Genomic DNA, 26,027 nt, shown 5'->3' with positions numbered 1-26,027 from the left:
AACGTGGGGACTATTTCAAACTATGTCTCTTTTTCCACGCCAGCACATTCGAAGAGTAGCCGGGCCAGGCGCGAGATGCGTTCGCTGTGCGCATCGGCCAGCGCGTCGCGCAGTTGCTGCGCGAGGGTGGCCTGCTGGCGTCGCACGCTGGCGGGCAGCTGCGCGTCGTCATCGCTGCCGCGGGGCAGGGCGCGGCTCAGGCGCAGGAAGCCTTTTTCGCTGAGCACGGCCTGGTCCAGGGCTTCGTGGCGGATGCAGCTGTCGTAGCGCAGGTAGCCTTCCTCGGCCAGCCACAGCAGCGCGCCCAGGCAGGCCTGGTGACGCTTGCTGGGCAGGCCGAACTCGTCATGCTCCTCGCGGCCGATGAGGTCTTCCACGTACAGGGCGATCTTGCGCGGGAAGGCCTGGTAGAGCAGGAGCATCCCGGCGGCGGCGTCCTTGTAGAAGTCGTCGATCTGCAGGTCCATGGTTACTGACGATAGCTGCCGAGGAAGTTGCCGATGCGCCCGATGGCCTGCTCCAGGTCGTCGACGCGGGGCAGGGTGACCACGCGGAAATGGTCCGGCCAGGGCCAGTTGAAGGCGGTGCCCTGGACGATCAGCAGCTTTTCGGAAAGCAGCAGGTCGAGGACGAACTTCTCGTCGTTGTGGATCGGGCAGACCTTCGGGTCGATGCGCGGGAAGGCGTAGAGCGCGCCCATGGGCTTGACGCAGCTGACCCCGGGGATGTCGTTGAGCAGTTCCCAGGCGCGGTTGCGCTGTTCCAGCAGGCGGCCGCCGGGCAGCACCAGGTCGTTGATGCTCTGGTAGCCGCCCAGGGCGGTCTGGATGGCGTGCTGGCTCGGCACGTTGGCGCACAGGCGCATGTTGGCCAGGATGTCCAGGCCCTCGATGTAGCTCTGCGCCTTGTGCTTGGGCCCGGAGATGGCGATCCAGCCGGAGCGGAAGCCGGCCACCCGGTAGGCCTTGGACAGGCCATTGAAGGTCAGGCACAGCACGTCCGGCGCCAGGGAGGCGGTGGAGATGTGCACGGCCTCGTCGTAGAGGATCTTGTCGTAGATCTCGTCGGAGAAGATCACCAGGTTGTGCTGGCGCGCCAGTTCGACGATGTCCAGCAGCACTTCCTTCGAGTAGACCGCGCCGGTGGGGTTGTTCGGGTTGATCAGCACCAGCGCCTTGGTGTTGCTGGTGATCTTCGCTTTCATGTCGGCGATGTCGGGGAACCAGTTGGACTGCTCGTCGCACAGGTAATGCACCGGCTTGCCGCCGGCCAGCGACACCGAGGCGGTCCACAGCGGGTAGTCGGGCGCGGGGATCAGCACCTCGTCGCCGTTGTTGAGCAGCGCCTGCAGGGCCATGACGATCAGCTCGGAAACGCCGTTGCCCAGGTAGATGTCCTCGATGCCGACGCCTTCCACCTGCTTCTGCTGGTAGTACTGCATCACCGCCTTGCGCGCGCTGAACAGGCCCTTGGAGTCGCTGTAGCCCTGGGCCGTGGGCAGGTTGCGGATGACGTCCTGGAGAATCTCGTCAGGGGCTTCGAAACCGAACGGCGCCGGGTTGCCGATGTTCAGCTTGAGGATGCGATGGCCTTCCTCTTCCAGGCGTTTGGCGTGCTTGAGCACCGGCCCGCGGATGTCGTAGCAGACGTTGGCGAGCTTGTTCGATTTGCTGACCTGCATGATGTGGCGTTCCCGAAATGAAGGTTCCCGCGCTCCGGCCCTGGCTTGGCAGGCTGTAACGCGGGTGACAGACTGGCGTCTATACGAGGTGCGGAATGTCGCGCGTCCTGGCGGTAAAACTGAAAAAATGCCTGGTTGACGGAGAAACGAACGAAAAAAAGCCCATAAAAAGGCTTTTTTATCGTCGATGATCCCTTGTGCGGCAGATTCTGCATCCAACGATGACGTCACGCATCATACGTGCGGCCCGTTTCCCGCGAAAGGGCGCGGACGGGCTTTTTTCAAGCTTGCGAGGTACAGCGATGGAAAAGATCGAGAAGCCCCTGGAAAGCTGGCGCGAGGAGCTCGACGAACAGCAGTTCCACATCTGCCGCCTGGGTGGGACCGAGCGTGCCTTCACCGGCGAGTACTACGCTACCAAGACCCCCGGCATCTACCACTGCGTGTGCTGCGGCGCGGCGTTGTTCGACTCGGACGCCAAGTACGATTCCGGCAGCGGCTGGCCGAGCTACTTCCAGCCGGTGTCCAAGGATGCCATCGCCGAGCTGGAAGACTTCAGCCATGGCATGCACCGCATCGAGGTGCGCTGCGCCGCCTGCGAAGCCCACCTGGGCCACGTGTTCCCCGACGGGCCGCGGCCGACCGGGCTGCGCTACTGCATCAACTCGGCGTCGCTGAAGCTGGTGCCGCGCGACGAGGCTTGAGTGACGCAAGGCCCGCCGGTCGTCGGCGGGCCTTTTTTCGATGTAAATAAATTGTGTGCAATTTAATTGCGAGCTATCTTGATCGCTCCCACTTTCCTGGAGCCGGTTCCATGAGCGACGCATTGCTGGATATCCCCTGCACGACCATCAAGGGCGAGCAGAAGACCCTGGCCGATTTCGGCGGCAAGGCCCTGCTGGTGGTGAACACCGCCAGCCAGTGTGGCTTCACCCCGCAGTACAAGGGCCTGGAGGCGCTGTGGGAGAAGTACCGCGACAAGGGCCTGGTGGTGCTGGGCTTCCCCTGCAACCAGTTCGGCAAGCAGGAGCCGGGCGACGAAGGCGAGATCTCGCAGTTCTGCGAGCTGAACTTCGGCGTCAGCTTCCCGCTGTTCAAGAAGATCGACGTCAACGGCGCCGGCGCCCACCCGCTCTACGTGCAGTTGAAGAAGCGCGCGCCGGGCGTGCTGGGCAGCCAGGGCATCAAGTGGAACTTCACCAAGTTCCTGGTCAGCCGCGACGGCAGCCAGGTCAAGCGCTTCGCCCCGCTGACCAAGCCGGAGGAGCTCACCGCCGAGATCGAAGCGCTGCTGCGATGAGCCGCCGCGAACCGGAACAGGCGCTGCTGCTGGACAACCAGCTGTGCTTCCGCCTGTACGCCGCCTCGCGGGCGATCATCCGCGGCTACCGGCCGATGCTCGAAGCGCTCGGCCTGACCTACCCGCAGTACCTGGTGATGCTGGTGCTGTGGGAATGGCAGGACAAACCGCCCGCGCAGCCGACGGTGAAGGCCCTGGGCGAGCGCCTGATGCTCGACTCCGGCACCCTGACGCCGCTGCTCAAGCGCCTGGAGCAGCTCGGCCTGGTGCAGCGCCGGCGGGCGCGGCAGGACGAGCGCGAGGTGCACCTGGGCCTGAGCGGGGAGGGCATCGCCTTGCGCGAGAAGGTGGCGCCGCTGCGCGAGGCGCTGCTGTGTGCCCGCGGCCTGGACCTCAATGCGATGGATGAGCTGCGCGGACGCCTGGACGACCTGCTCGGGCAACTGCTGGCGCTGGAGCCGTAAGGCGCCGCCGGCCTCAGGCATCCAGCCGGGGCTGCGCCCAGCGCTCCAGCATCGCCGCCATCTCGTCGCGGTGGAAGGGCTTGGCCAGGTAGTCGTCCATGCCGGCCAGGCGGCAGCGCTCGCGTTCGTCGGGCAAGGCGTTGGCGGTCAGGGCGATTACCGGCAGGTCCTTCCAGCGCGGCTGCTGGCGGATCCGGCGGGTCGCCTCGTAGCCGTCCATCACCGGCATGTTGCAGTCCATCAGCACCAGCTCGAAGTCTTCCTCGGCCAGGGCATCCAGGGCCTCCTGGCCATCGGCGGCGACCCGCACCCGGCAGCCGAGCTTCTGCAACAGGCCCCGGGCCACCAGTTGGTTGACCGGGTTGTCTTCCACCAGCAGCACCCGCGCGGCGAACTGCTCCGGGGCCTCGCCCGGCAACTGCCGCTGGGGCTGTATGGCCGGGCGGCGGAGGGCCTGCTGCAGGGCCTGGTGCAGGGTGGCGCGGCTGAGCGGGCGGGCCAACTGGCGCAGGGGCGCCAACTGCTGCGCCAGTTCGGCCTCGACGAAGCTGCCATAGGCAGTGACCAGCAGCACCGGGCGGTCCTTGAGGTGCTGGCGCAGGCCGACCAGGCAGTCCGGGCAGTCGGACACCAGCACGTCCAGCTCCACGCCCAGCAGGCTGGCGTCGGTGTCCAGGCGCCGGTAGTCCAGGCCCCAGCGTGGCAGCCAGGTCTGCAATAGTTCAGCCAGACCGCTGCCGGCCGGGCATTGCGCCACCACCTTGCCGCTCAGGGGCTCCAGCGCCTGCGCGGGGTCCAGGGCGGGCAGCGGCAGGGTCGCGGCGAACTCGCTGCCCAGGCCCGGTTGCGAGCTGACGCTCAGCTCGCCCTGCATGGCCTCGCACAGCTTGCGCGTCAGCGCCAGGCCCAGGCCGGTGCCGCCGAACTGGCGGGTAATGCCGGCGTCGGCCTGGGTGAAGGGCTGGAAGATGCGCTGCAGGGCGTCGGCGGCGATGCCGATGCCGGTGTCGCGGACGCTGATGCGCACGCCGTCCTCCCAGGGCTCGACGCGCAGGTCGACGCGGCCCAGGCGGGTGAACTTGAGGGCATTGGAGAGCAGGTTGCTGACGATCTGCCGCACCCGCGTCGGGTCGCCTTCCAGCTGCGCCGGCAAGTCGGGGCTGACCAGGCAGGTCAGCTCCACCGCCGGGGCGGCGTTCTGCGACAGCAGGCTGGCGGTGTCCTCCACCAGGGTGGCGAGGTCGAAGGGAATCTTCTCCAGCTCCAGCTGGCCGGACTCGAACTTGGACAGGTCGAGCACGTCGTTGAGCAGGTCCACCAGCACCTTGCCCGAGTCGTGGGCGATGGACAGCTGCTGGCGCTGCTCCGGGCTCAGCGGGCCGTCCAGGGCCAGGCCGAGCATGCCCAGCAGGCCGTTGAGCGGGGTGCGGATCTCGTGGCTCATGTTGGCCAGGAAGGTGGCGCGGGCCTGGGCCATGTCCAGGGCGTTGAGGCGGGCGCGCTCCAGTTGCTGGTTGGATTGCGTCAGGCGGGCGTTGGCCGCCTTCAGCTCGGCGGTGCGCGCCGCCACTATGTTTTCCAGCTCGGCCAGGTAGCGGGTCAGGCGGTCCTCGGCCTCGCGGCGCTGCTCCATCTCCACGGCGATGTGGCTGAGCTGGCGGTTGGTCACCTCCACCAGCACGCCGATCTCGTCGCGCTCGTGGCCGTGGGGGCAGGGCAGGCGCAGGCGTGTGGGCGAACGCGGGTCGTGGCGGGCGAGCACTTCGATCAGGCTCACCAGCGGCTTGGTCAGCAGGCCGTAGAACAGCACCAGGAGGATCAGCGACAGCAGCAGGCTGCGGACGAAGCCGGAGAGCAGCGTCATGCCGGCGCGGCGCAGGAAGTCGTTGCCGAAGACGAAGGTGTCGATCTCCAGGCGCAGCACGCCGAGGGACTCCCCGGGCTGGTGCTCTATATACAGCGGTTCCTCGTAGACGCGCATGTGCCCGAAGAGGAAGTCGCTGAGCGGGCGCAGGTTGCTTTCCGCCGGCGCCCGGCCGGCGCTGGCCAGGGCCACGTCGGCGCTGTCGATGATCTCTGCGCGGATCACCGCCGGCGAGCGCAGCAGGCCGACCACCAGTTCCTGGGCCAGTTCGGCGTCTATGTTGTAGGCGATGCGCGCCGCCGGGTTGTGGCTGACGTCCAGCAGGGCGCGTACTTCGCGGTTGATGGAGGCGTCCTGGCTGGCATAATCGACGCCCACCTGGATGAGGCTGAGCAGGGTGCCGAGGATGAAGGCGACCAGCACCGTCAGGCTGGCCTGCTTGAACGAGAGGCGATGGGTGAGCGCAATATCCATGAGGTGCGGTACTTCGCCTCGAGAATGCTTTCCAGGCGCGTAGCATAGCCCAAGCCGGCAGGCTGTCGGCAGAGGCGATGCCATCCATGTGACATGACCGAACGACAGCGTCGCTACGCTGAAGATCCCAGGGAGAAAGCCGTGGATTCCCGTCTGAATGATTTCCTGGCCCGCGCCGAAAGCGTGCTGGCCCGGCTGGAGCCGTTGCTCCCGGCGCTGCGCGAGCCCATCGACTGGCAGCGTTGCCTGGCCGCCCGCTGGCACCGCGATGGCCGCAGCGGCTACCTGCAGGCGCTGCAGGTGAGCCTCGACCTGCGCCTGGACGACCTGCTCGGCGTCGACAAGCAGCGCGAACAGCTGGCCCGCAACACCCGCCAGTTCGTCGCCGGCAGGCCGGCCAACCACGCTTTGCTGTGGGGCGCCCGGGGGACGGGCAAGTCCTCGCTGGTGCGCGCGCTGCTGGCCGAGCTGGCCGGCGACGGCCTGCGCCTGATCGAGATCGAGCGCGACCACCTGGCCGACCTGCCGCGGGTGGTGGAGCAGTTGCACGGCCTGCCGCAGCGCTTTGTGCTGTTCTGCGACGACCTGTCGTTCGACGCCGGCGAGGGCGACTACCGGGTGCTCAAGAGCGTGCTCGACGGCTCGCTGGAGCAGGCTCCGGACAACGTCCTGCTGTACGCCACCTCGAACCGCCGCCACCTGGTCTCGGAGAAGCAGAGCGACAACGAGAACTGGAAGATGGTCGACGGCGAGCTGCACCCCAGCGAGGCGGTGGAGGACAAGATTGCCCTGTCGGATCGTTTCGGCCTGTGGCTGTCGTTCTACCCCTTCACCCAGGAGCACTTCCTGGACGTGGTGCGGCACTGGGTGGAAGTGCTGGCCGGCCGTTCGGGGCTGGCCTTCACCTGGGACGAGCCGCTGGAGAAGGAAGCCATCCGCTGGGCCCTCGGGCGCGGCAACCGCAACGGCCGCTGCGCCTATCAATTCGCCCGCCAGTGGGTGGGCCGTCAATTGCTCGAAGGAGAAGAACCATGATCGACCTGCAACAGACCGGCGCCGGGCTGGGTGGCTACGCGCTGCTGGCGGCGCAGGCCGAAGCGCTGTTCGCCGACGAGCGCGACTTCATCGCCAACGCCTCGCAGTTCGCCGCCCTGCTGTTCCACGAATTGGGCGACCTGAACTGGGCCGGTTTCTACCTGAACAAGGACGAGGAACTGGTGCTGGGCCCGTTCCAGGGCAAGGTGGCCTGCGTGCGCATTCCCTTCGCCAAGGGTGTGTGCGGCGCCGCGGCGCGCACCCGCCAGACGCAGCGGGTGGAGGACGTGCACGCCTTCCCCGGGCACATCGCCTGCGACAGTGCCTCCAACAGCGAGCTGGTGGTGCCGCTGGTCAAGGACGGCCGGCTGATCGGCGTGCTCGACCTGGACAGCCCGAGCATCGGCCGCTTCAGCGCCGAGGACCAGGCCGGCATCGAGCGCCTGGCCGAGATCTTCCTGCGCCTGACCGATTGCTGAGGCACGAATTGTAAGCGGGCCCTGCCCGCGAAATCGCGCGCAGGGCGCGCTCCTACAGGGGAATGACATCGGCGCTCGGGCTTTCCCCTCACCCCAGCCCTCTCCCGGAGGGAGAGGGAGCCAGTCCGTGCCGAGAGGAGGCCTGGTTCCAGCCGGCGACCCCTGCGCTAGCCGGCTAACGCCGAAACACCAACGCACGCCGAACGGTCCCCTCTCCCTCCGGGAGAGGGTTAGGGTGAGGGGGCCGCAGGCCTGCTCGCTCGATTCCGTGCCCCTATGCGCTCCGTGAGGCACGGCGTTTCCCCCCGCACCTGTAGAGCGGGCCCTGCCCGCGAAATCGCGCGCAGGGGAATGGCATCGGCGCTCGGGCTTTCCCCTCACCCCAGCCCTCTCCCGGAGGGAGAGGGAGCCAGTCCGTGCCGAAAGGAGGCCTGGTTTCAGCCGGCGATCCCTGTGCTTGCCGGCTGACGCCGAAACACCAATGCACGCCGAACGGTCCTCTCCCGAGGGAAGGAGCTAGTCCGTGCCGAGAGGAAGCCTGGTTCCAGCCGGCGACCCCTGCGCTAGCCGGCTAACGCCGAAACACCAACGCACGCCGAACGGTCCTCTCCCGGAGGGAGAGGGAGCCAGTCCGTGCCGAGAGAAGGCCTGGTTTCAGCCGGCAACCCCTGCGCTAGACGGCTAACGCCGAAACACCAACGCACTCCGAACGGTCCCCTCTCCCTCTGGGAGAGGGTTAGGGTGAGGGGGGCGCAGGCCTGCTCGCTCGATTCCGTGCCCCTATGCGCTCCGTGAGGCACGGCGTTTCCCCGCACCTGTAGGAGCGGGCCCTGCCCGCGAAATCGCGCGCAGGGCACGCTCCTACAAGGGAATGGCGCGGGTGGGGCGGCGTAGGAGCGGATCTCATCCGCGAACCGCGCCGATACCTCGGGCTATCGCGGACAAGGTCCGCTACGGGGATGTACGCCGTGCCCCGACCGAAGGCGTCTTTCTATTCAGGCCGGCGCCTGGGCGATGCGTGCGCGGATCTTGTCGACGACCCGCTGTTCACCCTCGAGAAGCGCCTGCAGGGCAGGGCGCTGCAGCATGCGCTGGAAGTGCGCGGCCAGACGCGGCCAGCGCCCGGCATCCAATACTTCCCCGCCGTGGCGCATGTTCACCAGTTGGCTGGCCACGGCGATGTCCGCCAGGCTGAAGCGGTCGTCGACGAAATACTCGGCTCCGCCCAGGCAGCCTTCCAGGTAGTCGAAGTGCGGCGGCAGTTTCTCCTGCAGCGCGGCCTCTACCGCCGCCTCGTCGCACGGCTTGCCCAGCAGCGGCTTGAGCAGGCGGTTGCGGAACACCGTGAAGGTGGCCAGGGGCGCCACTTCGTAGTCGGCGTATTTTTCCAGCCAACTGATCCGCGCGCGGGCCAGGGCGTTGCCGCCGCACAGGGGCGTGGCCTGGGGATCGCGGTCGTCCAGGTAGTGGCAGATGACGCTGGAGTCGGCCAGGGTGACGTCGCCGTCGCGCAGGGCGGGGATGCGTCGCAGCGGGTTGAGGTCGGCGTACCAGTCCGGCTGGTTGAACGGGTCGACGTTCTCCAGCTGGTAGTCCAGGCCCTTCTCCGCCAGGCACAGGCGGACCTTGCGGACGAAGGGGGATAGAGCGGCGCCGTAGAGGGTCAGGCTCATGCGGGTCTCCTCAGTCGTAGAGATTCTTCTTCTTCCAGATGTCGTCTTCGTCCAGCGCCTTCAGGCCTTCGGTCAGCTCGGTGTTTTCCTCGGCGGAGGGCTTGCTGCTTTCCAGGACCAGGGCGTTGGCGCGTTCGAGCTGTTGTTCCAGTTGCTTCAGCTGGGCCTGGTAGCGGCCGAGGTCGGCCTGCTTCTGCAGGTACTGCACGCCGCGCTCGAAGGCCAGGCGGGCCTGGCGGGGCTGGCCCTGCTGCAGCGCCTGCTGGCCGATGTTGGTGAAGAACTCTATATGCAGCTGGGTGAGCAGGTGGCGGATTTCCTTCAGCCAGCGCTGGGCGTCGTTGCGCGACAACAGGCCGTCCTGGGCGAAGCGGTTGATCTGGGCGTGCAGGCCCTCGAAAAGGAAGCGGACTTCCTTGGCCTTGGCTTCGGTGAGGATCAACTGCGGGGCGTTGCGCACTTCCATGGCGCTGCCCTGGCTTACCAGACGGTTGAGTTCGGCGACGCGCTCGGCGACCTGGGGCGTCTTTTCCAGCTTGAGCAGGCGTTCGCCCAGGGCGAGTTCGAAACGGCTGAGCAGCAGCTTGAGGTCCGCGGAGATGAACTGGCCGGGCAGGCTCTCGGCGATGGCGCCGCAGCGGCGGAAGCGATCCTGCAGGTCGGCTTTCTCCCGGGCCTTCTCCAGCTTACGGTTTTCCAGCTGCTGGTTGATGAAGACGATGGCGATCAGAATGACGATGCCGGCGACGACCAGGGCGGTGATGACGAGTGGCGACACCTTGGAAACTCCCTGAAGGATTTTTCCCGAGTGTAATGGCTCGCTGACACCGGTCATAGCGGCGGCGCAAAATTTGACCAGAAGTCTTTGATTTAAAAAAAATTTTCCGGAAGGGTTGACGCCCCTCCAAAGGCTCCATAGAATGCGCGCCACTTCGACGCGAAAGCCGAAAGGCAGAGCGAAGAAGCCGGAAAGAATGTTGTAAGTTCCGGGCCGCGTCCCCTTCGTCTAGTGGCCTAGGACACCGCCCTTTCACGGCGGTAACAGGGGTTCGAGTCCCCTAGGGGACGCCATTGCGGGAATAGCTCAGTTGGTAGAGCACGACCTTGCCAAGGTCGGGGTCGCGAGTTCGAGTCTCGTTTCCCGCTCCAGATTCCCGGTCATCGCCCCGGCGGTGAACGGAAAGCGAAATGGCGTTACCCTCCGGCCGAAAGCTGGAGGTTGCAACAAGTTGATGCGGGAATAGCTCAGTTGGTAGAGCACGACCTTGCCAAGGTCGGGGTCGCGAGTTCGAGTCTCGTTTCCCGCTCCAATTCGGATCGCCTTCGCGGTGATCCACACAAAAAGGCTGCCTCAGGGCAGCCTTTTTGCGTTTCCGTCCCCTCGCTTATCCGCAGGCGCCGGCTCGCTGCCCCGCGTTTCCCGCTCCAGCGCCTGGCGCAGGCTGGGCATGGCCGGTTGCGCGAGGTCGTCCAGGCGCCAGGCTCCCCCGCGCCTGACCAGGCGCAGCAGCACGCCGCGGCGCCACTGCTCGTGCACCAGGATCACCCTGGCCGTGGCCCGGCCCTCGCCGGCCAGGCTGACGTGCAGTTGCTCCAGTTCCAGGCCAGGCGAACGCCGGCAGACGCAGAGCGGGTCGTTCTCCAGCAGCCCCGCGCCTTCGTGGCGGGCGGCGCGGTAGGCCTTCAGCGCCCGCGCCAGCGCCGGGCTCAGCCAGCGCCGGGCGCGCGCCTCGCCGATATCGCCGGACAGCGCCCCGGGGCCTTCGTCGCCGTACAGCCGGCGCACGAAGCTTTCCACCTCGACCTTCGCCGTCCGCTGCCCGCCCTGGCTCTGGCCCTGGCTGCTGGGCGCCAGGCTCGCCAGCAGCACCAGCAGCAGGGCGAGGATGCTGCCCGAGCGCAGCCGCAGCCCTCCATGGCTGGTGGTCATCGGTGGGAGGTGCGGCATGGGGAGGTCCTGCGATAGCGCCTTGGCGAAGTGTTCCGGCCAGCTTGGCAAGGCTTGCCCGGCCGGTGGAATAAGGCGCAGGCGCGGGCGCCGGTGAGACGTTTCCTCGCCCCCGGGCAATGCCGGCGCCGGGCAGCGAATTCGGATTGCCCTTATTGGGTCCGCCGGGGGGATTTGCTGTGAGAGCGACGGCTTCCCCGGCGCCCCCATCATCTATCCACCGGAGCCCCGCTCGCCGGCGCACCGGCAGCGGCGCGGCCACGGGCGAGCCAGTAGTACAGCAGGCCGCTGGTTGACATGCCGACGAAGAACGAGAAGTTCGCCAGCAGGTTCAGGGCGGGGAGAGTCACGCAGAGAATGCCGAGCGATGCTGCCGGCACCAGCGCCTTGAGCGCGACGGGGTTGACGCCCCCGCAGTACCAGTAGCGCCCCCCGGGAGCGTTGCTGAACAGCTCGGCGACATCGATCTTTCGATGCTGGACCAGCCTGTAGTCGACGATCAGAATCCCGTACAGCGGGCCAATGAAAGCCGCCAGCATGTCGATGGTGTAGTGGATGATCGCCGGCGAGTCGTACAGGTTCCAGGGCGTCAGGAGCGCCGAGGCGACGGCGGCTATCAGGCCTGCGCCACGCCAACTGATTCGATCCGGCGCGACGTTGGAGACATCGAAGGCGGCGGAGACGAAGTTGGCCACGATGTTCACCCCCACTGTCGCCGTGACGAAGGTGAATGCCAGCAGTACCACCATGGTGGTGTTGTCGATCAGGCCGATGGTTTCCATCGGATCTTCGATCATCCGGCCGAAGACCGCCGGGGTGCCCGAGATGATCACGACCGAGATCAGCGAGAACACCGTGAAGTTGACCGGCAGCCCCCAGAAGTTGCCGCGCCGCACATCCTTCATCGACCGGCAATAGCGCGAGAAGTCTCCGAAGTTCAGCGTCGGCCCGGCGAAGTAGGCCACGATGAGCGAGGTGCCCACCAGGGCCTGCCCCAGTGTCTCGAGGGGCGTCAGGGTCTTTTCGGACAGGGACAGGCTGATCTCGCTCCAGCCCGCCTGGTAGACGATCCAGCCCATCAGCATGAACATCACCAGGTAGACGGCGGGCCCCGCCCAGTCCATGAACACCTTGATGGCATCCATCTTCATCAGGAACAGGGCGGTCTGCAGCGCCCACATACTCAGGAAGCCGATCCAGCCCAGGTAGGACAGGTTCAGGAAGCTGTGCTCGGTCAGCACCGCCAGCCCGGGGAAGACGCGCAGCAGGATGATGCTCAACGCCACAGATGCCAGGTAGGTCTGGATGCCGTACCAGACGATGGCGATGATGCCGCGGATCAGCGCGGGGATATTGGCCCCGTAGACGCCGAAGGAAAGCCGCGCGATCACCGGGAAGGGCACGCCGCTCTTCTGGCTGGGTTCGGCTATCAGGTTGGCGAGCAGCATGACGATGCATATTCCGCCCACCAGCACCAGGAAGATTTGCCAGGACTGCAGGCCCAGCGTGAACAGGGTGCCGGCGAAAACGTAGCCGCCCACGCTGTGCACGTCGGACATCCAGAAGGCGAAGATGTTGTACCAGTTCCAGGTCTGCTTCGTCGGCAACAGGTCCTCGTTGGCCAGGGAGGTGTCCGTGTCGCTCGGCGGCCGGGATGGATCGGAATCGGGCGAGTGTGCGCGGTGCTGCGAGTCGGGCTGGGTCATTGCGGCACTACCTCCATGCTGGGGCGAGCGAGCACCCCGTATGCTTGTGTGGCCCAGTCTATGGCTCTTGCCGGTCCATCCACCTGTCGCTCGCTGACAAGCACCTGGCTTTGGACGCCAATCGTGGTGACGCCCGCTAGACGGTCACGCACAGCATTCGCTGGCGGAATTGCTGCGGGCTGCAGCCGAACCAGCGGTGGCAGGCGCGGTTGAAGTTGCTGGGATCGGAAAAGCCCAGCAGGAAGCTGATCTCGGTGACGCTGGTCTCGCTGTGCGCCAGCAGGTCGTAGGCCATTTCCTTGCGGCCGTTGTCCACCAGTTGCTTGTAGCAGCAGCCGGCATCGTCGAGCCGACGCTGCAACGTCCTGGGCGACAGGTTCATGACCCGTGCCACCTGGCACAGGGGCGGCTCGCCCGCGGAAAGCATGCGTTGAATGTGGGCGCGCACCCGGTTGAACACGTCGTTCTCGCGAAAGTGCGACAGGTAGCCGTTGATCAGCTCTTCATTGACCTGGACCAGTTGGGGATTGCCGCCGGCATAGGGCTCGATCACGTTCTCGTAGTGGAAGGTGATGGAGTCGCACTCCGCGCCCAGGCATACCTCCGTTCCGAAGTACGCATCCAGGGCCCGGGCCTGCGGTCCGGCCGCCATGACCGAGGTGACCCCCAGCGGCACCACCGGATGCTGGGCGAGGGAACAGGCCTGGCGGCTGATGAAGGCCAGCATCGCCAGGCTGAGCGGGCGCTGGCGTATGTCGTCCTCGTCGGTGTGCAGTATCACCCGCGTGCGCCGGCGCTCGTGCTGCAGCTCGATGCTCAATGAGGTGCAGACGAGCCTGCTGTAGTTCGCGAACAGTTCCAGCAACTGGGCCAGCGAGCCGCTGGCCATCAGGGCCAGCCCCAGGGAATGGAGCGCGGGAGCCTGCACCTCCTTGCCTACCCGCAGGCCAAGCAATGGGTCTGCGCTGGCGCGGATGGCGAGGCGCCAGAACCACTTGACCGCCTCTCCGTCATAGCGCGCCGCGGGGACGTTCAGCAGCCGGACCTCCAGCCCGGTCGCCTCCATCAGCGCGATCGGGTCCACGTCGTATCCCCTGAGCGTCTGACAGACCGATCGAACCAGGCTGGAAAGCACCGAGGTTCTGACGCCAAGGCGACCCCCGTCGCCTGGTTTCCTCTCGTTGGTGACTGCTGCTTCTGACATTTGTCACATGCCCCTGTACATGGGAAAGGGCATCCCGGGCGCCTCAGGCCGCTGCGTAGGTCGCACCCGAGGCTTGCGTCGAAATACGCGTGCCGGCCTGCCCGGCGATGATCCGTTCGATGTCCTGCAGCGCGCCGATGACCGCCGGGCATCCCGTGGCGCGGGCGAAGTCCACCGCTGCCTGCACCTTGGGCCCCATGGAGCCCGCGGCGAATTCGAACTGCAGGATCGAGTCGGGGTCGGCAGCGCTGATCCGTCGCCGCGTGGGTTTGTCCCAATCGACGTAGACACCATCGACATCGGTGGCTATGACCAGCAGATCGGCCTGGACCGACTGCGCCAGGAGCGCCGTGGCCAGGTCCTTGTCGATCACCGCTTCGGCTCCGCACAGCATGCCTTGGGCGTCATAGTAGGCCGGAATGCCCCCTCCGCCCGCGCAGATCACGATGCAACCATGCTCAATGAGCAGTTTCAGCGGGGTCAGACCGAATATTCTTACAGGGCGCGGGCTGGGGACCACGCGCCGGTAGTGGCCGTTGTCGCGGGCCATCGTCCAGCCCTTCTCGGCGGCGATCCATTCGGCCTCTTCCCGCTCGTATACCGGGCCGACCGGCTTGCTGGGGCATTGGAAGGCCGGGTCGTCGGGCGCCACCTCGGTTTGCGTGAGTATGGTCGCCAGCGAGGCGCTCCTGGGCACGAAGTTGGCCAGCTCCTGCTGGATCATGTAGCCGATCATGCCCACCGATTCGGCTCCCAGCACGTCCAGCGGGTACATGGGCACGTCCTTGTAGGCGTTGCTTTGCAGCGCCATCAGGCCGACCTGCGGGCCGTTGCCGTGGGTGACGATCAACTGGTTGCCCTCATAGGCCCTGGCGATCTGCTCGCAGGCCGCGCGGACGTTCTGCCGCTGGTTCTCCGAGGTCATCGGCTCGCCGCGCTTGAGCAGGGCGTTGCCGCCCAGTGCGATCACGATTCTCATGTCTTGCCCCCTGTGTTCAGTATTTGCAGACACGCATCGGTTCGCCGATGGGCTCGCCCTGGATGCCCGTGTCGGCCTGGTACACCAGATGGCCGCGCACCAGCGTGTGGGTGATGCGGCAACCGATCCGCATGCCCTCGTAGGCGCTCATGCGGTTCTTGTAGTGCAACTGCGCAGCCGTGACGGTATAGCTCTGGCAGGGGTCGAGAATGGCGATGTCGGCATCCTTGCCCAGGGCGATTTCCCCTTTCGCCGGCAGGCGGAAGCGCCGTGCCGGTTCGGTCGCCAGCGCGTTCATCAGGATCGTCGGGCTGATGCTGCGTTTCAGAACGGCCGCGTCGAACATCGCATCCACGCTGTTCTGGCAACCGCTGATGCCTCCCCAGGCATCGAAGGCGTTGGGCGATGCCTTGAGCTGCGGCGTACAAGGCGAATGGTCCGAACCCAGGATGGCGATCCGCCCTTGCTCCAGCAGTTGCCACAGGCGCGCCTGGTTCGCGCGGTCGCGAATGGGCGGGGAGCATTTCGCGCGGGGGCCTATGGCGTCCAGGTCCTCGGTGGCCAGCAGGAAATAGTGCGGGCAGGACTCGCAGGACGCATCGACGCCCTCCGCCTGTGCCTGCAGCACGGCCTCGATGGCCTCCGGGCAACTGCAATGGGCGATGTGCACACGGCAGCCGGTTTCCCTGGCCAGCAACAGTACCCGCTGCACGGCCTCCACCTCGGTGAACACCGGCCGCGTCGCGACATAGTCGGACACCAGTGTCTTGCCCTGCGCCCTGGCCTGCTGGCCGAGCCCGTCGGTAATGGCCGCGTTCTCGCAGTGGACCACCAGCAGGTCACCGGTACGCGCCAGTGTCTGCATGCCGAGGTAGAGCTGGTAATCGTCGACGTTCCTGAAGTCGCCCGGCTCGTCCGAGCCGCAGGTGGCGACGAAGCACTTGTAGGCCGCGACGCCGGCCGCGGACAGCGGCTCGAGGTCGGCCAGGTTCCAGGGCACCAGCCCGGCCATCGCTGCGTAGTCGACGTAGCATTGGCCGCGAGCCGCGGCCAGCTTGATCTCCAGGGCGGCGAGGTCGGTGGTGGCGGGGAGGGTGTTGAGCGGCATTTCCACGAAGGAGGTCGTGCCTCCCGCCGCCATGGCCCGGGTACCGGTGCGGTAGCCTTCCCATTCGGTGCGCCCGGGTTCGGAAATGTGCATATGCACATCGACCATGCCCGGCAGCACGTAGCTGCCCTGGGCGTCGATCGTCCGCGCCGCCTCGCCCAGTTCGGTGCCTATGGCGGCGATCCGCCCGTCGTGCAGGCCCAGGTCGAGCCGTTTCACCTCGTCCCGGAGCACCACCAGTCCATTCTTGATCAGGGTGTCGAACATGCTCGGATCTCCCTACAGGCCTAGCGAGAGGCTTTGCATCAGATACAGCGCTGCGCTGGCGATCGCGCCCAGCATCAGCATCAGGGGCGTATAGAACCGCAGCCATTTGCCGTACTCGATACGGGCGATGCTCAGCGTCGCCACGAAGAACCCGGAGGTGGGGAAGAATACGTCGGTGAGCTGGCCGCCCCAGGCATTGGCCGAAACCACCGCCTGCTGCGAGATATCGAGCAGCGAGGCCAGCGGGGAAATGATCGGCATGGTCAGCACGGTGAGCGCCGTCGCGCTGGGGATCAGGAAGTTGAAGAGCGACTGCTCCCAGAAGATGGCGATCGCACTCAGTTCCGGGGGGACCGAGCGCATCATGTTCTCCAGCCAGTACACCAGCGTATCGGTGATGACGCCCTGGTCCATGACGACCGCGATGGCGCTGGCCACGCCGCACAGCAGGGCCGCCACCATCATGTCGCGCATGCCGGCATTGAGGTCGTCGCAGATCTGCTGCGGCCGCTTGCCCGCCACCGCCGCAGTGATCACGCCTATGCACAGGAACAGGCCGCCGATGGCTTCGAAGCCGAGGTTCTGCGTCAGGATCAGGGCGATGGCGATCGGGAACATCGCCAGGCAGGCGATCCCGGCCAGCTTCTGGCGGGCGCTGAAGGTCAGCTTTCGATCCTCGCCTTCTTCCTCGGCGATCTTCGCGCGGATTTCCCGGTCGGACTCGAGGCTCAGGCTGGATGCGGGGTCGCGTTTGACCCGCGCGGCATAGCGCATCACATAGGCGATGCCGACCAGCAGGACGACCAGCAGCACAAGGGCTCGGAAGGCGGAACCGGAAAACATCGGCAGCTGTGCGATCTGCTGGCCGACGCCGATGGAGCTGGGAATGGTCAGCCCGAAGGTGAAGCCCAGGCAGGGGCCGAGCAGGGCCACGGCCGTCGCCGTCATGCCGTCGTAGCCGAGCCGATAGAACAGCGGCAGCAGCACCGGCAGGTAGGCCAGCGACAGCTCCGGGGTGCCGATGAAGGCCGCCAGGCTGGTGAAAATGCCGATCAGGATCGGGATCACCATGAAGCCTTTGTCGCCGACGGCCCTGTTCAACTGCAGCACGCCCATGTCGATCAGGCCCGCGCGTTTGATCAGGCCCATGCACCCGCCCATCATGAAGGTCAGGAACACGACCCCGGCACCGCGCTTGAGGCCGTTGGGGATCGCCGATACCAGGTCCATGACGCCCACCGGCTGCTGCTCGATCCGATGGTAGGTGCCGGCGATCACCAGCGTCTGCTGGCCCCGTGAGGTTTCCACGGTCTGCCTTTCGTACTGCCCGGCCGGGATCACGTAGGTGAGCGCGGCCACGGCCAGGATGAACAGCACCAGCACGATGTAGATGTCCGGCATGCGGAACTTCGGGCGTCCCCCGTCTATGGGGGGCGGGGCATGGGGCGTCATCATCAGTTCACTCCCACGACTGCGCACAGCAGCGCCATGCGGATGGCGACGGAGAAGCCGATGGCGCGGAAGTACAACTGGTGTTCGGTGTTGTCGATGGCGAAGTCGAACTCGCCGGGATTGCGCGGCAGTGAGTGGTGTACGCCAACCACCTTGCCGGTCTTCTGGCGGATCTCCTGCAGCATTTCCATGCTCAGGTAGTACTTGGCCATGGTCTTGACGAAGTCTTCGCGGTTCGGATCGTCCTTCTTGACCGAGCAGCCGGGCAGATAGATCAGGTCTACGTCCCTCTCGATGTACAGCTCCTTGTTCTGGCTTTCGCTCAGGTCGAAGTGCTCCTCGAATTGCGCGCCCATGCGCACCAGCTTGTCGCGTACCACTGCGGGAGTGCGCAGTTCGCTGGTGCCGGTGTAGATGATCTTGGCGCCCATCGCCGCCAGCGCCAGGGCGAACGACTGCCCGGAGCGGGCCCGCGACAGGTCGGGCGTGGCGATGGCCACCGTCACGCGGCTGAGGTCGCCGAAGGCGCGCCAGCAGGTGTAGCAGTCGAGCAGGCCCTGCGTGGGGTGGGTCACGTGCCCATAGCCGCCGGAGATCACCGGCGACGCATGGCCCTCCAGCTCGGCCAGCGTCTCCAGCGCTTCGCGGTCATCGGGATGGCGCATGACGATCACGTCGGCATATTCCGAGGTCACCCGCAGGCTGTCGTACAGGCTTTCGTTCTTGGCGGCCGATGAGTTGTGCAGCGGATCCGACTCGGTGATGACGCTGCCGCCCAGGCGCAACATCGCATCCTCGTGGCTGCAGCGCGTGCGGGTCGATGGCTGGAAGAACAGGGTATAGAGCACCTTGCCCCGCAGCAGGTCCAGCCCGGTGCGCATGAAGGGCTCCAACTGCCGCGCAGCCTGGAAGAGAGCGCCGAGCTGGTCGCTGCTGAAGTCATCCAGGAAGGTGATGTTCCGGCCTCGCATTTGCGTGGCGGCGAGGTGGTCGCGGATATCCAGTGTCTTGAAGTTCTGATCGAGTGCCATGAGATGCTCCTACTGTGTCGTTACTGATTCGTAGGGAAGCCGGGCGGCCTCGTTGGCGGGACTGGTGGCGTCCGGCGCGGGATTGCTCAAACCTCGACGTCGCGGTGGCAATCCTTGGAGTAGATGTAGGTGAACGGCTCGCGTCCGACGCCGTAGGCGGCCTGCTTGCAGTACGGGCCGAACCAGATGAAGTCGTCCTTCTGGATCAGATACCAGTCCTCGTCCAGCAGGTAGCAGCCCTGGCCCTCGTAGACGTAGGCGCCGTGCTCCTGGACGTGGGTCTCGATGATGTTGTGGCTGGCGCCCGGGTCGAAGCTGAGGATGTGCATGTTCATGTCGAAGCACGGCTCGACGGGCAGCAGGTCCTTGATATGGACGTTCGCCATGCCTTCGTAGTCGGTCCAGGCGATGTCGTTGGCATTGGCGAACACCGCGTATGGGCACGAGCCGGCCGGGTGGGGGATGAAACGCTGCTTGTAGAGCAGGATGCGGCCGGGCTGGCCGTTGGCATTCTCGAAAGCGATGCCCGTTCCCGGTGGCGCGTAGGCGTATCCGCCCTGGCGCAGGGTGGTGCTGTCGTCGCCCACGCGAACCTTCAGCTGCGCCTCGCCGTCGAGCAGATAGAGGAAGGCTTCCTCGTGGGGTAGCCCGCCGTAGGCCTGGGTGGTGCGAGCCTGCGGGCCCAGCGTGCCGATCAGTTGCACGAAGCTCGCACCTACCTTGGGCGTGGCCAGCAGCGTCATGCAGCAGTCGACGATGCCGGGGATGCTGTTTATGACGCGCCCGTCCGGCGAGATGACGGCGTAGTTGCCGTGCTTGACGACGGAGCGGTTCTTCAATAGTCCCTCGGGATACCCTCGCATGACGCATTCTCCTTTTCCGGTGGTGCGCGGTTCGATTGGTGCGTTGCGGAAAAGGTACGGCGCGGGGTTTTCGGCGGGGATAGCCGGGCATGACAACGACCTGTCTTTTGATGCCAAAAGCGCGGTGGCCCCATTTTTCGCCCTTTTCAGGGCCCCCGCTGCGTGCATTCGGATTGTCCCTATAGGCCCCGTCCGGGGCCTTTGTTGAGATGGCGCCTCCCGCAGGAAGGGCGCGCGCCATGGCCCGCCTTTCTCCGCCATGCGGAGCGACAGCGCGCTCCGTCCCATGGCGTGCGCGGGTTGGCCGTTCATCTGTGGACTATTTCGATCATGCAAAACGATTTCGTAGGGCCGCTTCTAGAGGAAGTCTGCCGCCGCTTCGACATGGCGCCGGAAAACGCCGGGAAGCTCCTGGGCCTGCTGGCGCACCTGGTGCTCGACGAGCAGCGCGGCGGCTGGGCCGGTTTCGTCCAGCACCTGCGCCGGCAGGGGCTGGGCGCCTGGCTGCAGGGTGGCCCCCCTGCGCAGGCGCCCGACCGCGCCCAGCTGGAGCAGGTGTTCGACGCCAGCACGCTGGGCCGCTTTGCCCGGCAGCTGGGGCTGTCCGACGAGGGGCTGGAAGAGGCGGTCGCCGCCTGCCTGCCGGAACTGCTGGCCGGGCTGGACGCCGCCAGTGGCGCGGCGCAGGCCGGAGCCGAGGGGCTGACTGTGCTGATGGCCGACACCGCCGAATTGCTGCCGGCGCTGCGGCCGGAGGCGATCGGCGAGCCGGCCGGGCCGCGACCGGAGGCGAAGCGTGGGCTGGCGCCCTGGTTGGGCGCGCTGCTGGTGCTGTCGCTGCTCACCATGGTGCTGTCGTTCCGCCATTGCTCGTCCGCGCCCGTGGCCCAGGCGCGGGTGGCGTCAGCCGTGGAGGTGGCTCCGCAGCCCGAGGCCAGCCCGGTGCTGGAGGCGCCGCGCTTCATGCTCGAACTGCGCGAGGGCAAGGTGCGCATCAATGGCCAGCTCACCAGCATCGACGAGCGCGCGGCGCTGCTGGGGCGGCTGAAGGAGGTCTTCGGCGCGGAGCGCCTGCGGGGCGACATCCTGGTCAAGCGGCAAACCAGCCCCGCGGCCTGGCTCGACGGCCTGCTGGAGCTGCTGCCGGAACTGAAGGTCGAGGGGCTCAAGCTGGGCTTCAACGGCGAGCGCATCCGCATGGATTCCACCGCGCTGAGCCAGGGGCAGCGCATCGAGCTGTCGCAGAAATTGCGCGAGACCTTCGGCGGCTTCGAATTCCTGGGGCTGTGGAACCGCACCCTGGCCGCCCTCAACGGCCTGCCGCCGGGCTCCGGCGCCCGGCAACTGGCCGATGCCCTGACCCAGTTGGGGATTCGCTTCGACAACCGCTCGAGCACCATCAGCCGCGACAGCGACGAGGTGCTGGCCGAAGCCGCCGAAGCCATCCGCCAGGCGCCGCCGGGCACCCTCGTGGAAGTGGGCGGGCACACCGACGACAGCGACGATTCGCAAAGCAGCCAGCAGGCCTCCCGCGTTCGGGCCGAGGCCGTGGTGGCGCGCCTGGTGGAACTGGGCGTGGCGCCCGACCGCCTGCAGGCCAAGGGCTACGGGCGCAGCCAGCCGCTCTTCAGCAACGCCACCGAGGCGGGCCGGGCGCGCAACCAGCGTATCGAGTTCAGCGTGCTGGAGTGATCGAGAGGTCAGCCGCTCCGGGCTTCCCGATACCGGATCGGCTAGTGGCTGCCTAGGCCACCACCAGTGGTCGCCAGCAGCTATTGTCGGAAAGTAGTACTGCTGGGCTCGGTGGCTTGCCATTGGGGCAGCAACTAGTAGTAGCACGCCTAGTCGGTGGGCAACTCGCCGGGAAGTCGGCCACCAACTTGCCGCTGTGCTAGAGCTGCATCTTGTTGATGCGGGTATTGGGTTGTCGTGAGATGGTGAGGGTGTTAGATCACATTCCCACACATAGCAGGAAAATACATACGGGAATATAGGCTTGTGCCGATGGTCATCCCTTTAAGGAGTCTCTTATATCTCAGTGCCTCACTTACTTTGCATTGACCAGGGATCGGATGAATCCTCAATGTTGGGTCCAGCTCAGCGGTAGAGTCTTGTTGTTCCTGAGGAAGGGCAGTGCAAGAGCCATCTGCTCGCACTGACCGAGCCGCCTATCGTTGCAGGGGCATGATAGGCCATCTTGCCAGGCTCGATCGTATGGCCATGGTTGAACCTATTGCTGACGACTGCACCGAATGCAGCTTATCAGTTGCTCTGATCTCGCAGGATAAGCTGTTGACCGACTAGAGGTTTTTGTCGGTTGTTGAAGCTGTTGAAGCAGATGTTTGCTGCCCGTCCCACCGAGGATTTGCACAGCCGAATGAGCCAGAAAGTTCAGGAGGAATTTTCATGCTTCACAGCAATTATCTGAAGCAGCTGGATTTGCAGGACATCGTGGTGTTCCTCAACCTGTTGGAGCAGCGTAGCGCCAAGCGTACCGCCGAGCTCATGAACGTCAGCCAACCCACTGTTAGCTACTGCCTCAAGCGCTTGCGCAGCTGCTTCGACGACGCATTGTTTGCTTCGTCGCAAGGGGGACTGAAACCTACCACCAAGGCGGAAAAGATTGCGCCTTACCTGCGGATGGTGGTCGAGTCGGTTAACCGCTGCGCAGAGGGCATTGGTGAAGCTTTGCCCCTGACGGAGCGCAAGATCTGGAAGCTATGCGCCCCCGAGTATTTCGAGCTGTTGTTTCTGTCTCAGGCGTTGGCCGTGCTATCAAGCGCCCATGCCTCGAATACTTCCCTGCACCTTGAACGATTGAGCCGCGACCTGCCGGTAGATCGGCTGATCTCTGGCGACATCGATATCGCCATTGGCTTCGGACCTGGTTATCACCAGATGCACCCGGAGCTGCAATGGCAGCCGGTGCTCAACGATGAGTTTGTGTGCTTGACCAGCCAAGCGTCACTCACCAGCGAAGAAGCCATGAGCCTGGATGAATTCTGTGCTTCGCCTCAGGTGTTTCCGACACCGTGGATCTCGGAGAAGAACATGGTTGACAGTTGGCTGGAAAAGGTCGGCCGTTCGCGCAATGTTCTGGTACGGGCGAATGGTTATCAGGCTTGCGTCAACATCGTTGCTGCGGTGCCTTCGACCGTAGCGATGCCCGCGCGTCTTCTGCCGTATTTACGCATCCCGCAGGAACTGAAGGTCTGCCAACCGCCGATGGGCTTCCCCTCCTTCACATTAGACATGGTTTGGGCTCGGAGTCGTGGACAGAGCAAGGACATTTCCAGTCTGCGCAAGCTGGTCCACGACGTGGCCGGGGGGATGCTGATAGAACGCTGAGAATGTACTTTTAAATTTTCTACAGGCATTTAGATTTCTTAAAACCAGTATCTTCGAAAATTCACTTATTGTGTATCTGCCCAGGTGGTCAAGACTACTGCCTGTTCACAATAGGAAGAGGAATTGAAGATGCTGAATAAAGTTCAATCGGTAGTTTTTCCATTTTATCGGCAGCCTGTGCCCTGCTATGGATTCGAATGTGTCTATGCTGTCGAGTCGGGACTGCGTGTTTCCGACTCGATCAACAGCGAAACACTCTATGGCGATCTCGCTCATAGCGGTGCAGTGATCTATCGTGACTTTGCCGATACGCTCGAGGATTTCAACAACCTCGTCAGTGCGCATTCATCACGTGTCACCTTCGATCCGGCGCGCAAGGCCGCGACTTCGAACACTGCGGAAATCGAAGCGGGCGTGTACGAGATGGGCCTGCATCGTGAGAACGGCAACCTACCATTTAATCCTGATCTGCAGTGGTTCTATTGCCTGGAACCTGCGCTGGTAGGATCCGAAACGACGATGTGCGACGGCTGGCGAGTACTGTTTGAGCTTTCGGCGAAAACCCGCAAGCACTTCGAAACTCGCGATATCCGTTATGTCCGGCGTATTCCCTGGGCAAATGTAAAGCGCTTCCTCAGTATCGAGTTGAATCTGCCGATAGAAGATATTACGGATGAGCATTTATACCAGGTTAACGAACATGTGAAAGGTCAGGCTTATCAACGCATTGATCAAAATCTTATTTCTTCGAAGTTTGTTGTCTCCGCACTGGAAATAAGTTGCTTTAGCGGCAGGAAAGCTTTTTGCAACTCCATGCTTGGGCCCAGTGTCAACTACGAGCCTCCACTCATTACATGGGCCGATGGTGAAGATATTTCGCTGGATATCTGGGACGAGATCAAGGAAATAACTGCGCGCAACACTTACAGCCATTTTTGGAAAAAGGGCGACATCGTTGTCATTGACAACACCCGTGTTATGCACGGTCGCCGTCGGCTGGACGATACTTCCCGCCGGATCTTTGGTGCCCAGAGCTATCGGCATGGGGGGAACAGCCAATGATCAGCAGGAAAATGCAAGACTATTTGGCGAGCGCACCCGACCGTGTGGTGATTCGGGAGATGAATGGCCGCACTTATAGGCTGCACGAGTTGCGTCGGGACGTAATGCGCTTGGCATGCGCCCTGGAAGGCCGTATGGGTCATTGCGAGCGCAAAGTGTTCGGGATCGCCATGCGTTCCTGCTATGAGTGGATCTACACCCTGTTGGCGATTCAACAGGTTGGCGGTGTGCTGCTGCCCGTACCTATCGAGTTCTCCGATGACCAAATCGGTAGTCTGCTGGGCAAGGCTACGGCAGTGTTTGTGAACGATGAAAGGACTGCCAGCCGCTTGCACAACATTTTCCCGGGCAAGTCTTGCTTCATTCCTGAGCACTTGATGAACGAGGAGGTCGGCGAGGCATGGGGTCAGCAAGATGAGCTGATCCCGGCGGGCATCGTGTCGATCATTCATACTTCCGGCACCACTTCCCGCCCCAAGGGCGTGATGATCCGGGACGAGGCGGTCGGGTTGCTGGTCGACAACGTGATGATGCGGTTACCACAACAACCACTGCATTATTTCTCGATCGTGCCAATGAGCCTTCTGATCGAGCAGGTGCTGGGGGTGTTCATTCCGGTTCTGTCTGGCGGCACCCTGACACTCATGCCCGAAGGCGTGGCCGAATACGGCGCCGCGAGTGGAAATGCCAGGCAGTACCTGGAGCTGATTGCGCCTAACCAACCCAACTTTCTCTATCTGCCGCCAAAGCTGTTGGAGGAGGCCAACCTGTTGCTCGAGCACTGTTCGGTGGAGGAACTGTTCGGCCCGCTGCGCCCGCACATCATCACAGGTGGTGCGAAGATTCCGGTCAGCGTGCTGGAAGTCCTGGACGCTCGAGGCGTGCAGGTGTTCGAGGCGTATGGCCTGAGCGAGAACTCTTCGATCATCTCGCTGAACTCGCCCGTTGAGCGTCGCATAGGATCGGCAGGCAAGTTGCTCGACGGCATCGAGCCCAAGCTGGTCGATGGCGAGTTACTGGTGAAGACGCCGACGCTATGCGCGGGGTACTACAACGCCGACGACACCGCCTGCGATCTGTCCGACGGTTATCTGCACACCGGTGATATTGCCGAGTTGCGCGACGGCTACCTCTACATCACCGGGCGCAAGAAGCATGTGATCATCCTTTCCACTGCTCGCAACATTTCTCCGGAATGGGTGGAGAGCGTCTACAAGGAAAGCCCGGTGGTGGACGACATAATCGTCATGGGCGAAGGACGAGACGAGCCATGTGCCGTTGTGCTCAGCACTTCTGACCAGGAACGGGTGCGCGAGGAGATGGCCCGCCTGGAGCACCGGCTTGCCGATTTCGCCCGGGTAAGGCGTATCCGCGTTATCGACGATATCGCCAGCTTCCGTGACCAGTTCTACACCGTCACCGGTCGGCCACGGCGCGCCGAGATAGAGGCCCATTTCATCGACCAGATGTATGTCTAGGGGAATGGCCATGTATCTCGTGCGTAATTTCTACAAGGGCTGCCCCGGCTACCGTTGTCTGCAGGAGGCGGTGCGCGCCCATTACCTCAAGCACTACGGCGCGACACCGGAGCCCCGGCCCGACTTGTTCGTCTGCCTCACCAACTCGAATGGCGGCGCTCCGGGCTATGCCTGTGCAGGCGTTAGCTACGGTGATTCCGGCAAGTTGTTCAGCGAGTACTACCTGGACGAGGAGCTGGACGAGCGTTATGCGATCGACCGTGCACGCATTGCCGAAATCGGTGCTTTCTCTTCGTTCCAAAGCGGCAGCGGGGCAGGCAAGTACCTGCTCGACAATGTCATCAAGGCTTTGGCGCTACGCAATTTTGGGCTGGTGGTACTGACCGCGACAGCGCAGGTACGCCAACTCCTGGCGCCGATTGTTGACAACCTCGATGACCTCGGCGGCGCCGAGCGCAGTCGTGTCAAGGACCCAGGTGTCAATTGGGGCACCTATTACGATCAGGCACCGCGGGTAGTAGCCGCTCGTTTGTCATCCCCCATCGCGTGGCTCACGGCGCCCACGCCACCAGTAGCCCAGTCTCATTTCGCCAGTCGGAAATTTGCCTAAC

The 26,027-nt window shown here is 64.6% G+C and carries 23 protein-coding genes and 3 tRNA genes; 13 read left to right on the top strand and 13 right to left on the bottom strand.

Features of this window, described 5'->3' with window-relative positions; genetic code table 11:
- Nucleotides 1–20: 20 nt before the first annotated feature.
- Nucleotides 21–467 carry a hypothetical protein gene (locus PM1_RS20185; protein WP_009623411.1) on the bottom strand — a complete coding sequence of 149 codons (447 nt, stop codon included), beginning with the start codon at nt 465–467 and terminating at the stop codon, nt 21–23.
- 2 nt (nt 468–469) lie between these two features.
- The gene (locus PM1_RS20180) at nt 470–1,681 is read right to left on the bottom strand and encodes a pyridoxal phosphate-dependent aminotransferase (RefSeq protein ID WP_009623409.1); all 1,212 of its coding nucleotides are present in this window, start codon (nt 1,679–1,681) and stop codon (nt 470–472) included.
- A gap of 302 nt (nt 1,682–1,983) precedes the next feature.
- Between PM1_RS20180 and msrB the strand changes: the two genes are divergently transcribed.
- From msrB to PM1_RS20165, 3 genes are all read left to right on the top strand, one after another.
- Nucleotides 1,984–2,385: a peptide-methionine (R)-S-oxide reductase MsrB gene (gene msrB / locus PM1_RS20175; protein WP_009623407.1), complete on the top strand. Its 402-nt coding sequence runs from the start codon at nt 1,984–1,986 to the stop codon at nt 2,383–2,385.
- Between the two features lie 110 nt (nt 2,386–2,495).
- Nucleotides 2,496–2,981, top strand: coding sequence for a glutathione peroxidase (locus PM1_RS20170; protein WP_009623405.1), 486 nt, complete (start codon nt 2,496–2,498; stop codon nt 2,979–2,981).
- Nucleotides 2,978–3,445: a MarR family winged helix-turn-helix transcriptional regulator gene (locus tag PM1_RS20165; protein ID WP_009623404.1), complete on the top strand. Its 468-nt coding sequence runs from the start codon at nt 2,978–2,980 to the stop codon at nt 3,443–3,445. The genes PM1_RS20170 and PM1_RS20165 overlap by 4 nt, the downstream gene beginning before the upstream one ends.
- 13 nt (nt 3,446–3,458) lie before the next feature.
- Here PM1_RS20165 and PM1_RS20160 read toward each other — a convergent pair whose 3' ends face one another.
- On the bottom strand, nt 3,459–5,783 hold the full coding sequence (locus PM1_RS20160) for a hybrid sensor histidine kinase/response regulator (RefSeq protein WP_009623403.1): 2,325 nt from the start codon (nt 5,781–5,783) through the stop codon (nt 3,459–3,461).
- Nucleotides 5,784–5,924: 141 nt separating this feature from the next.
- On the opposite strand from PM1_RS20160, the gene PM1_RS20155 reads away from it, so the two are divergent.
- Nucleotides 5,925–6,818: an ATP-binding protein gene (locus PM1_RS20155; RefSeq protein WP_009623402.1), complete on the top strand. Its 894-nt coding sequence runs from the start codon at nt 5,925–5,927 to the stop codon at nt 6,816–6,818.
- Nucleotides 6,815–7,297 carry a GAF domain-containing protein gene (locus tag PM1_RS20150; RefSeq protein WP_009623401.1) on the top strand — a complete coding sequence of 161 codons (483 nt, stop codon included), beginning with the start codon at nt 6,815–6,817 and terminating at the stop codon, nt 7,295–7,297. Before PM1_RS20155 ends, PM1_RS20150 begins: the two co-directional genes overlap by 4 nt.
- 995 nt (nt 7,298–8,292) lie before the next feature.
- Here PM1_RS20150 and PM1_RS20145 read toward each other — a convergent pair.
- Both PM1_RS20145 and PM1_RS20140 read right to left on the bottom strand, forming a co-directional pair.
- Nucleotides 8,293–8,970 (bottom strand): glutathione S-transferase family protein, encoded by a 678-nt coding sequence (locus PM1_RS20145; protein ID WP_009618908.1) that lies wholly within the window; start codon nt 8,968–8,970, stop codon nt 8,293–8,295.
- 10 nt (nt 8,971–8,980) lie between these two features.
- Nucleotides 8,981–9,748, bottom strand: a complete 768-nt coding sequence (locus PM1_RS20140; protein ID WP_009618909.1) for a hypothetical protein — start codon at nt 9,746–9,748, stop codon at nt 8,981–8,983.
- Nucleotides 9,749–9,965: 217 nt separating this feature from the next.
- Between PM1_RS20140 and PM1_RS20135 the strand changes: the two genes are divergently transcribed.
- The 3 genes from PM1_RS20135 (at nt 9,966) to PM1_RS20125 (ending at nt 10,280) form a co-directional block, all read left to right on the top strand.
- Nucleotides 9,966–10,041: transfer RNA gene (locus tag PM1_RS20135), tRNA-Glu, on the top strand.
- A gap of 2 nt (nt 10,042–10,043) precedes the next feature.
- A tRNA-Gly gene (locus PM1_RS20130) sits at nt 10,044–10,119 on the top strand.
- A gap of 85 nt (nt 10,120–10,204) precedes the next feature.
- A tRNA-Gly gene (locus PM1_RS20125) sits at nt 10,205–10,280 on the top strand.
- Nucleotides 10,281–10,321: 41 nt separating this feature from the next.
- On the opposite strand, the gene PM1_RS20120 is transcribed toward PM1_RS20125, so the two are convergent.
- The 8 genes from PM1_RS20120 to allE form a co-directional block, all read right to left on the bottom strand.
- Nucleotides 10,322–10,918, bottom strand: coding sequence for a hypothetical protein (locus tag PM1_RS20120; RefSeq protein ID WP_009618910.1), 597 nt, complete (start codon nt 10,916–10,918; stop codon nt 10,322–10,324).
- Nucleotides 10,919–11,127: 209 nt separating this feature from the next.
- Entirely contained in the window at nt 11,128–12,624 is a 1,497-nt protein-coding gene (locus tag PM1_RS20115) for an NCS1 family nucleobase:cation symporter-1 (protein ID WP_009618911.1), read from the bottom strand.
- Between the two features lie 136 nt (nt 12,625–12,760).
- Nucleotides 12,761–13,708 carry an AraC family transcriptional regulator gene (locus PM1_RS20110; protein WP_009618912.1) on the bottom strand — a complete coding sequence of 316 codons (948 nt, stop codon included), beginning with the start codon at nt 13,706–13,708 and terminating at the stop codon, nt 12,761–12,763.
- Nucleotides 13,709–13,871: 163 nt separating this feature from the next.
- Nucleotides 13,872–14,807 carry a carbamate kinase gene (gene arcC, locus PM1_RS20105; protein WP_009618913.1) on the bottom strand — a complete coding sequence of 312 codons (936 nt, stop codon included), beginning with the start codon at nt 14,805–14,807 and terminating at the stop codon, nt 13,872–13,874.
- A gap of 16 nt (nt 14,808–14,823) precedes the next feature.
- Nucleotides 14,824–16,182, bottom strand: a complete 1,359-nt coding sequence (gene allB / locus PM1_RS20100; protein ID WP_009618914.1) for an allantoinase AllB — start codon at nt 16,180–16,182, stop codon at nt 14,824–14,826.
- Nucleotides 16,183–16,194: 12 nt separating this feature from the next.
- Nucleotides 16,195–17,583: a YfcC family protein gene (locus PM1_RS20095; protein ID WP_202964461.1), complete on the bottom strand. Its 1,389-nt coding sequence runs from the start codon at nt 17,581–17,583 to the stop codon at nt 16,195–16,197.
- A gap of 53 nt (nt 17,584–17,636) precedes the next feature.
- Nucleotides 17,637–18,665, bottom strand: a complete 1,029-nt coding sequence (locus tag PM1_RS20090; RefSeq protein ID WP_009618916.1) for an aspartate/ornithine carbamoyltransferase family protein — start codon at nt 18,663–18,665, stop codon at nt 17,637–17,639.
- A gap of 86 nt (nt 18,666–18,751) precedes the next feature.
- The gene (gene allE, locus PM1_RS20085) at nt 18,752–19,528 is read right to left on the bottom strand and encodes a (S)-ureidoglycine aminohydrolase (protein WP_009618917.1); all 777 of its coding nucleotides are present in this window, start codon (nt 19,526–19,528) and stop codon (nt 18,752–18,754) included.
- A gap of 330 nt (nt 19,529–19,858) precedes the next feature.
- On the opposite strand from allE, the gene PM1_RS20080 reads away from it, so the two are divergent.
- From PM1_RS20080 to PM1_RS20060, 5 genes are all read left to right on the top strand, one after another.
- Nucleotides 19,859–21,220, top strand: a complete 1,362-nt coding sequence (locus tag PM1_RS20080) for an OmpA family protein (protein ID WP_009618918.1) — start codon at nt 19,859–19,861, stop codon at nt 21,218–21,220.
- Between the two features lie 714 nt (nt 21,221–21,934).
- The gene (locus PM1_RS20075; RefSeq protein WP_009618921.1) at nt 21,935–22,876 is read left to right on the top strand and encodes a LysR family transcriptional regulator; all 942 of its coding nucleotides are present in this window, start codon (nt 21,935–21,937) and stop codon (nt 22,874–22,876) included.
- Nucleotides 22,877–23,005: 129 nt separating this feature from the next.
- Nucleotides 23,006–23,938: a TauD/TfdA family dioxygenase gene (locus PM1_RS20070; protein ID WP_009618923.1), complete on the top strand. Its 933-nt coding sequence runs from the start codon at nt 23,006–23,008 to the stop codon at nt 23,936–23,938.
- Nucleotides 23,935–25,416 (top strand): AMP-binding protein, encoded by a 1,482-nt coding sequence (locus tag PM1_RS20065; protein ID WP_009618925.1) that lies wholly within the window; start codon nt 23,935–23,937, stop codon nt 25,414–25,416. Before PM1_RS20070 ends, PM1_RS20065 begins: the two co-directional genes overlap by 4 nt.
- 10 nt (nt 25,417–25,426) lie before the next feature.
- Nucleotides 25,427–26,026 (top strand): thermostable hemolysin, encoded by a 600-nt coding sequence (locus tag PM1_RS20060; RefSeq protein ID WP_009618927.1) that lies wholly within the window; start codon nt 25,427–25,429, stop codon nt 26,024–26,026.
- Nucleotide 26,027 lies beyond the last annotated feature (1 nt).

The sequence above is a fragment of the Pseudomonas sp. M1 genome, assembly GCF_022760135.1.
Lineage (GTDB): Bacteria > Pseudomonadota > Gammaproteobacteria > Pseudomonadales > Pseudomonadaceae > Pseudomonas > Pseudomonas citronellolis.
This window is presented reverse-complemented; position numbering and strand designations above follow the sequence as displayed.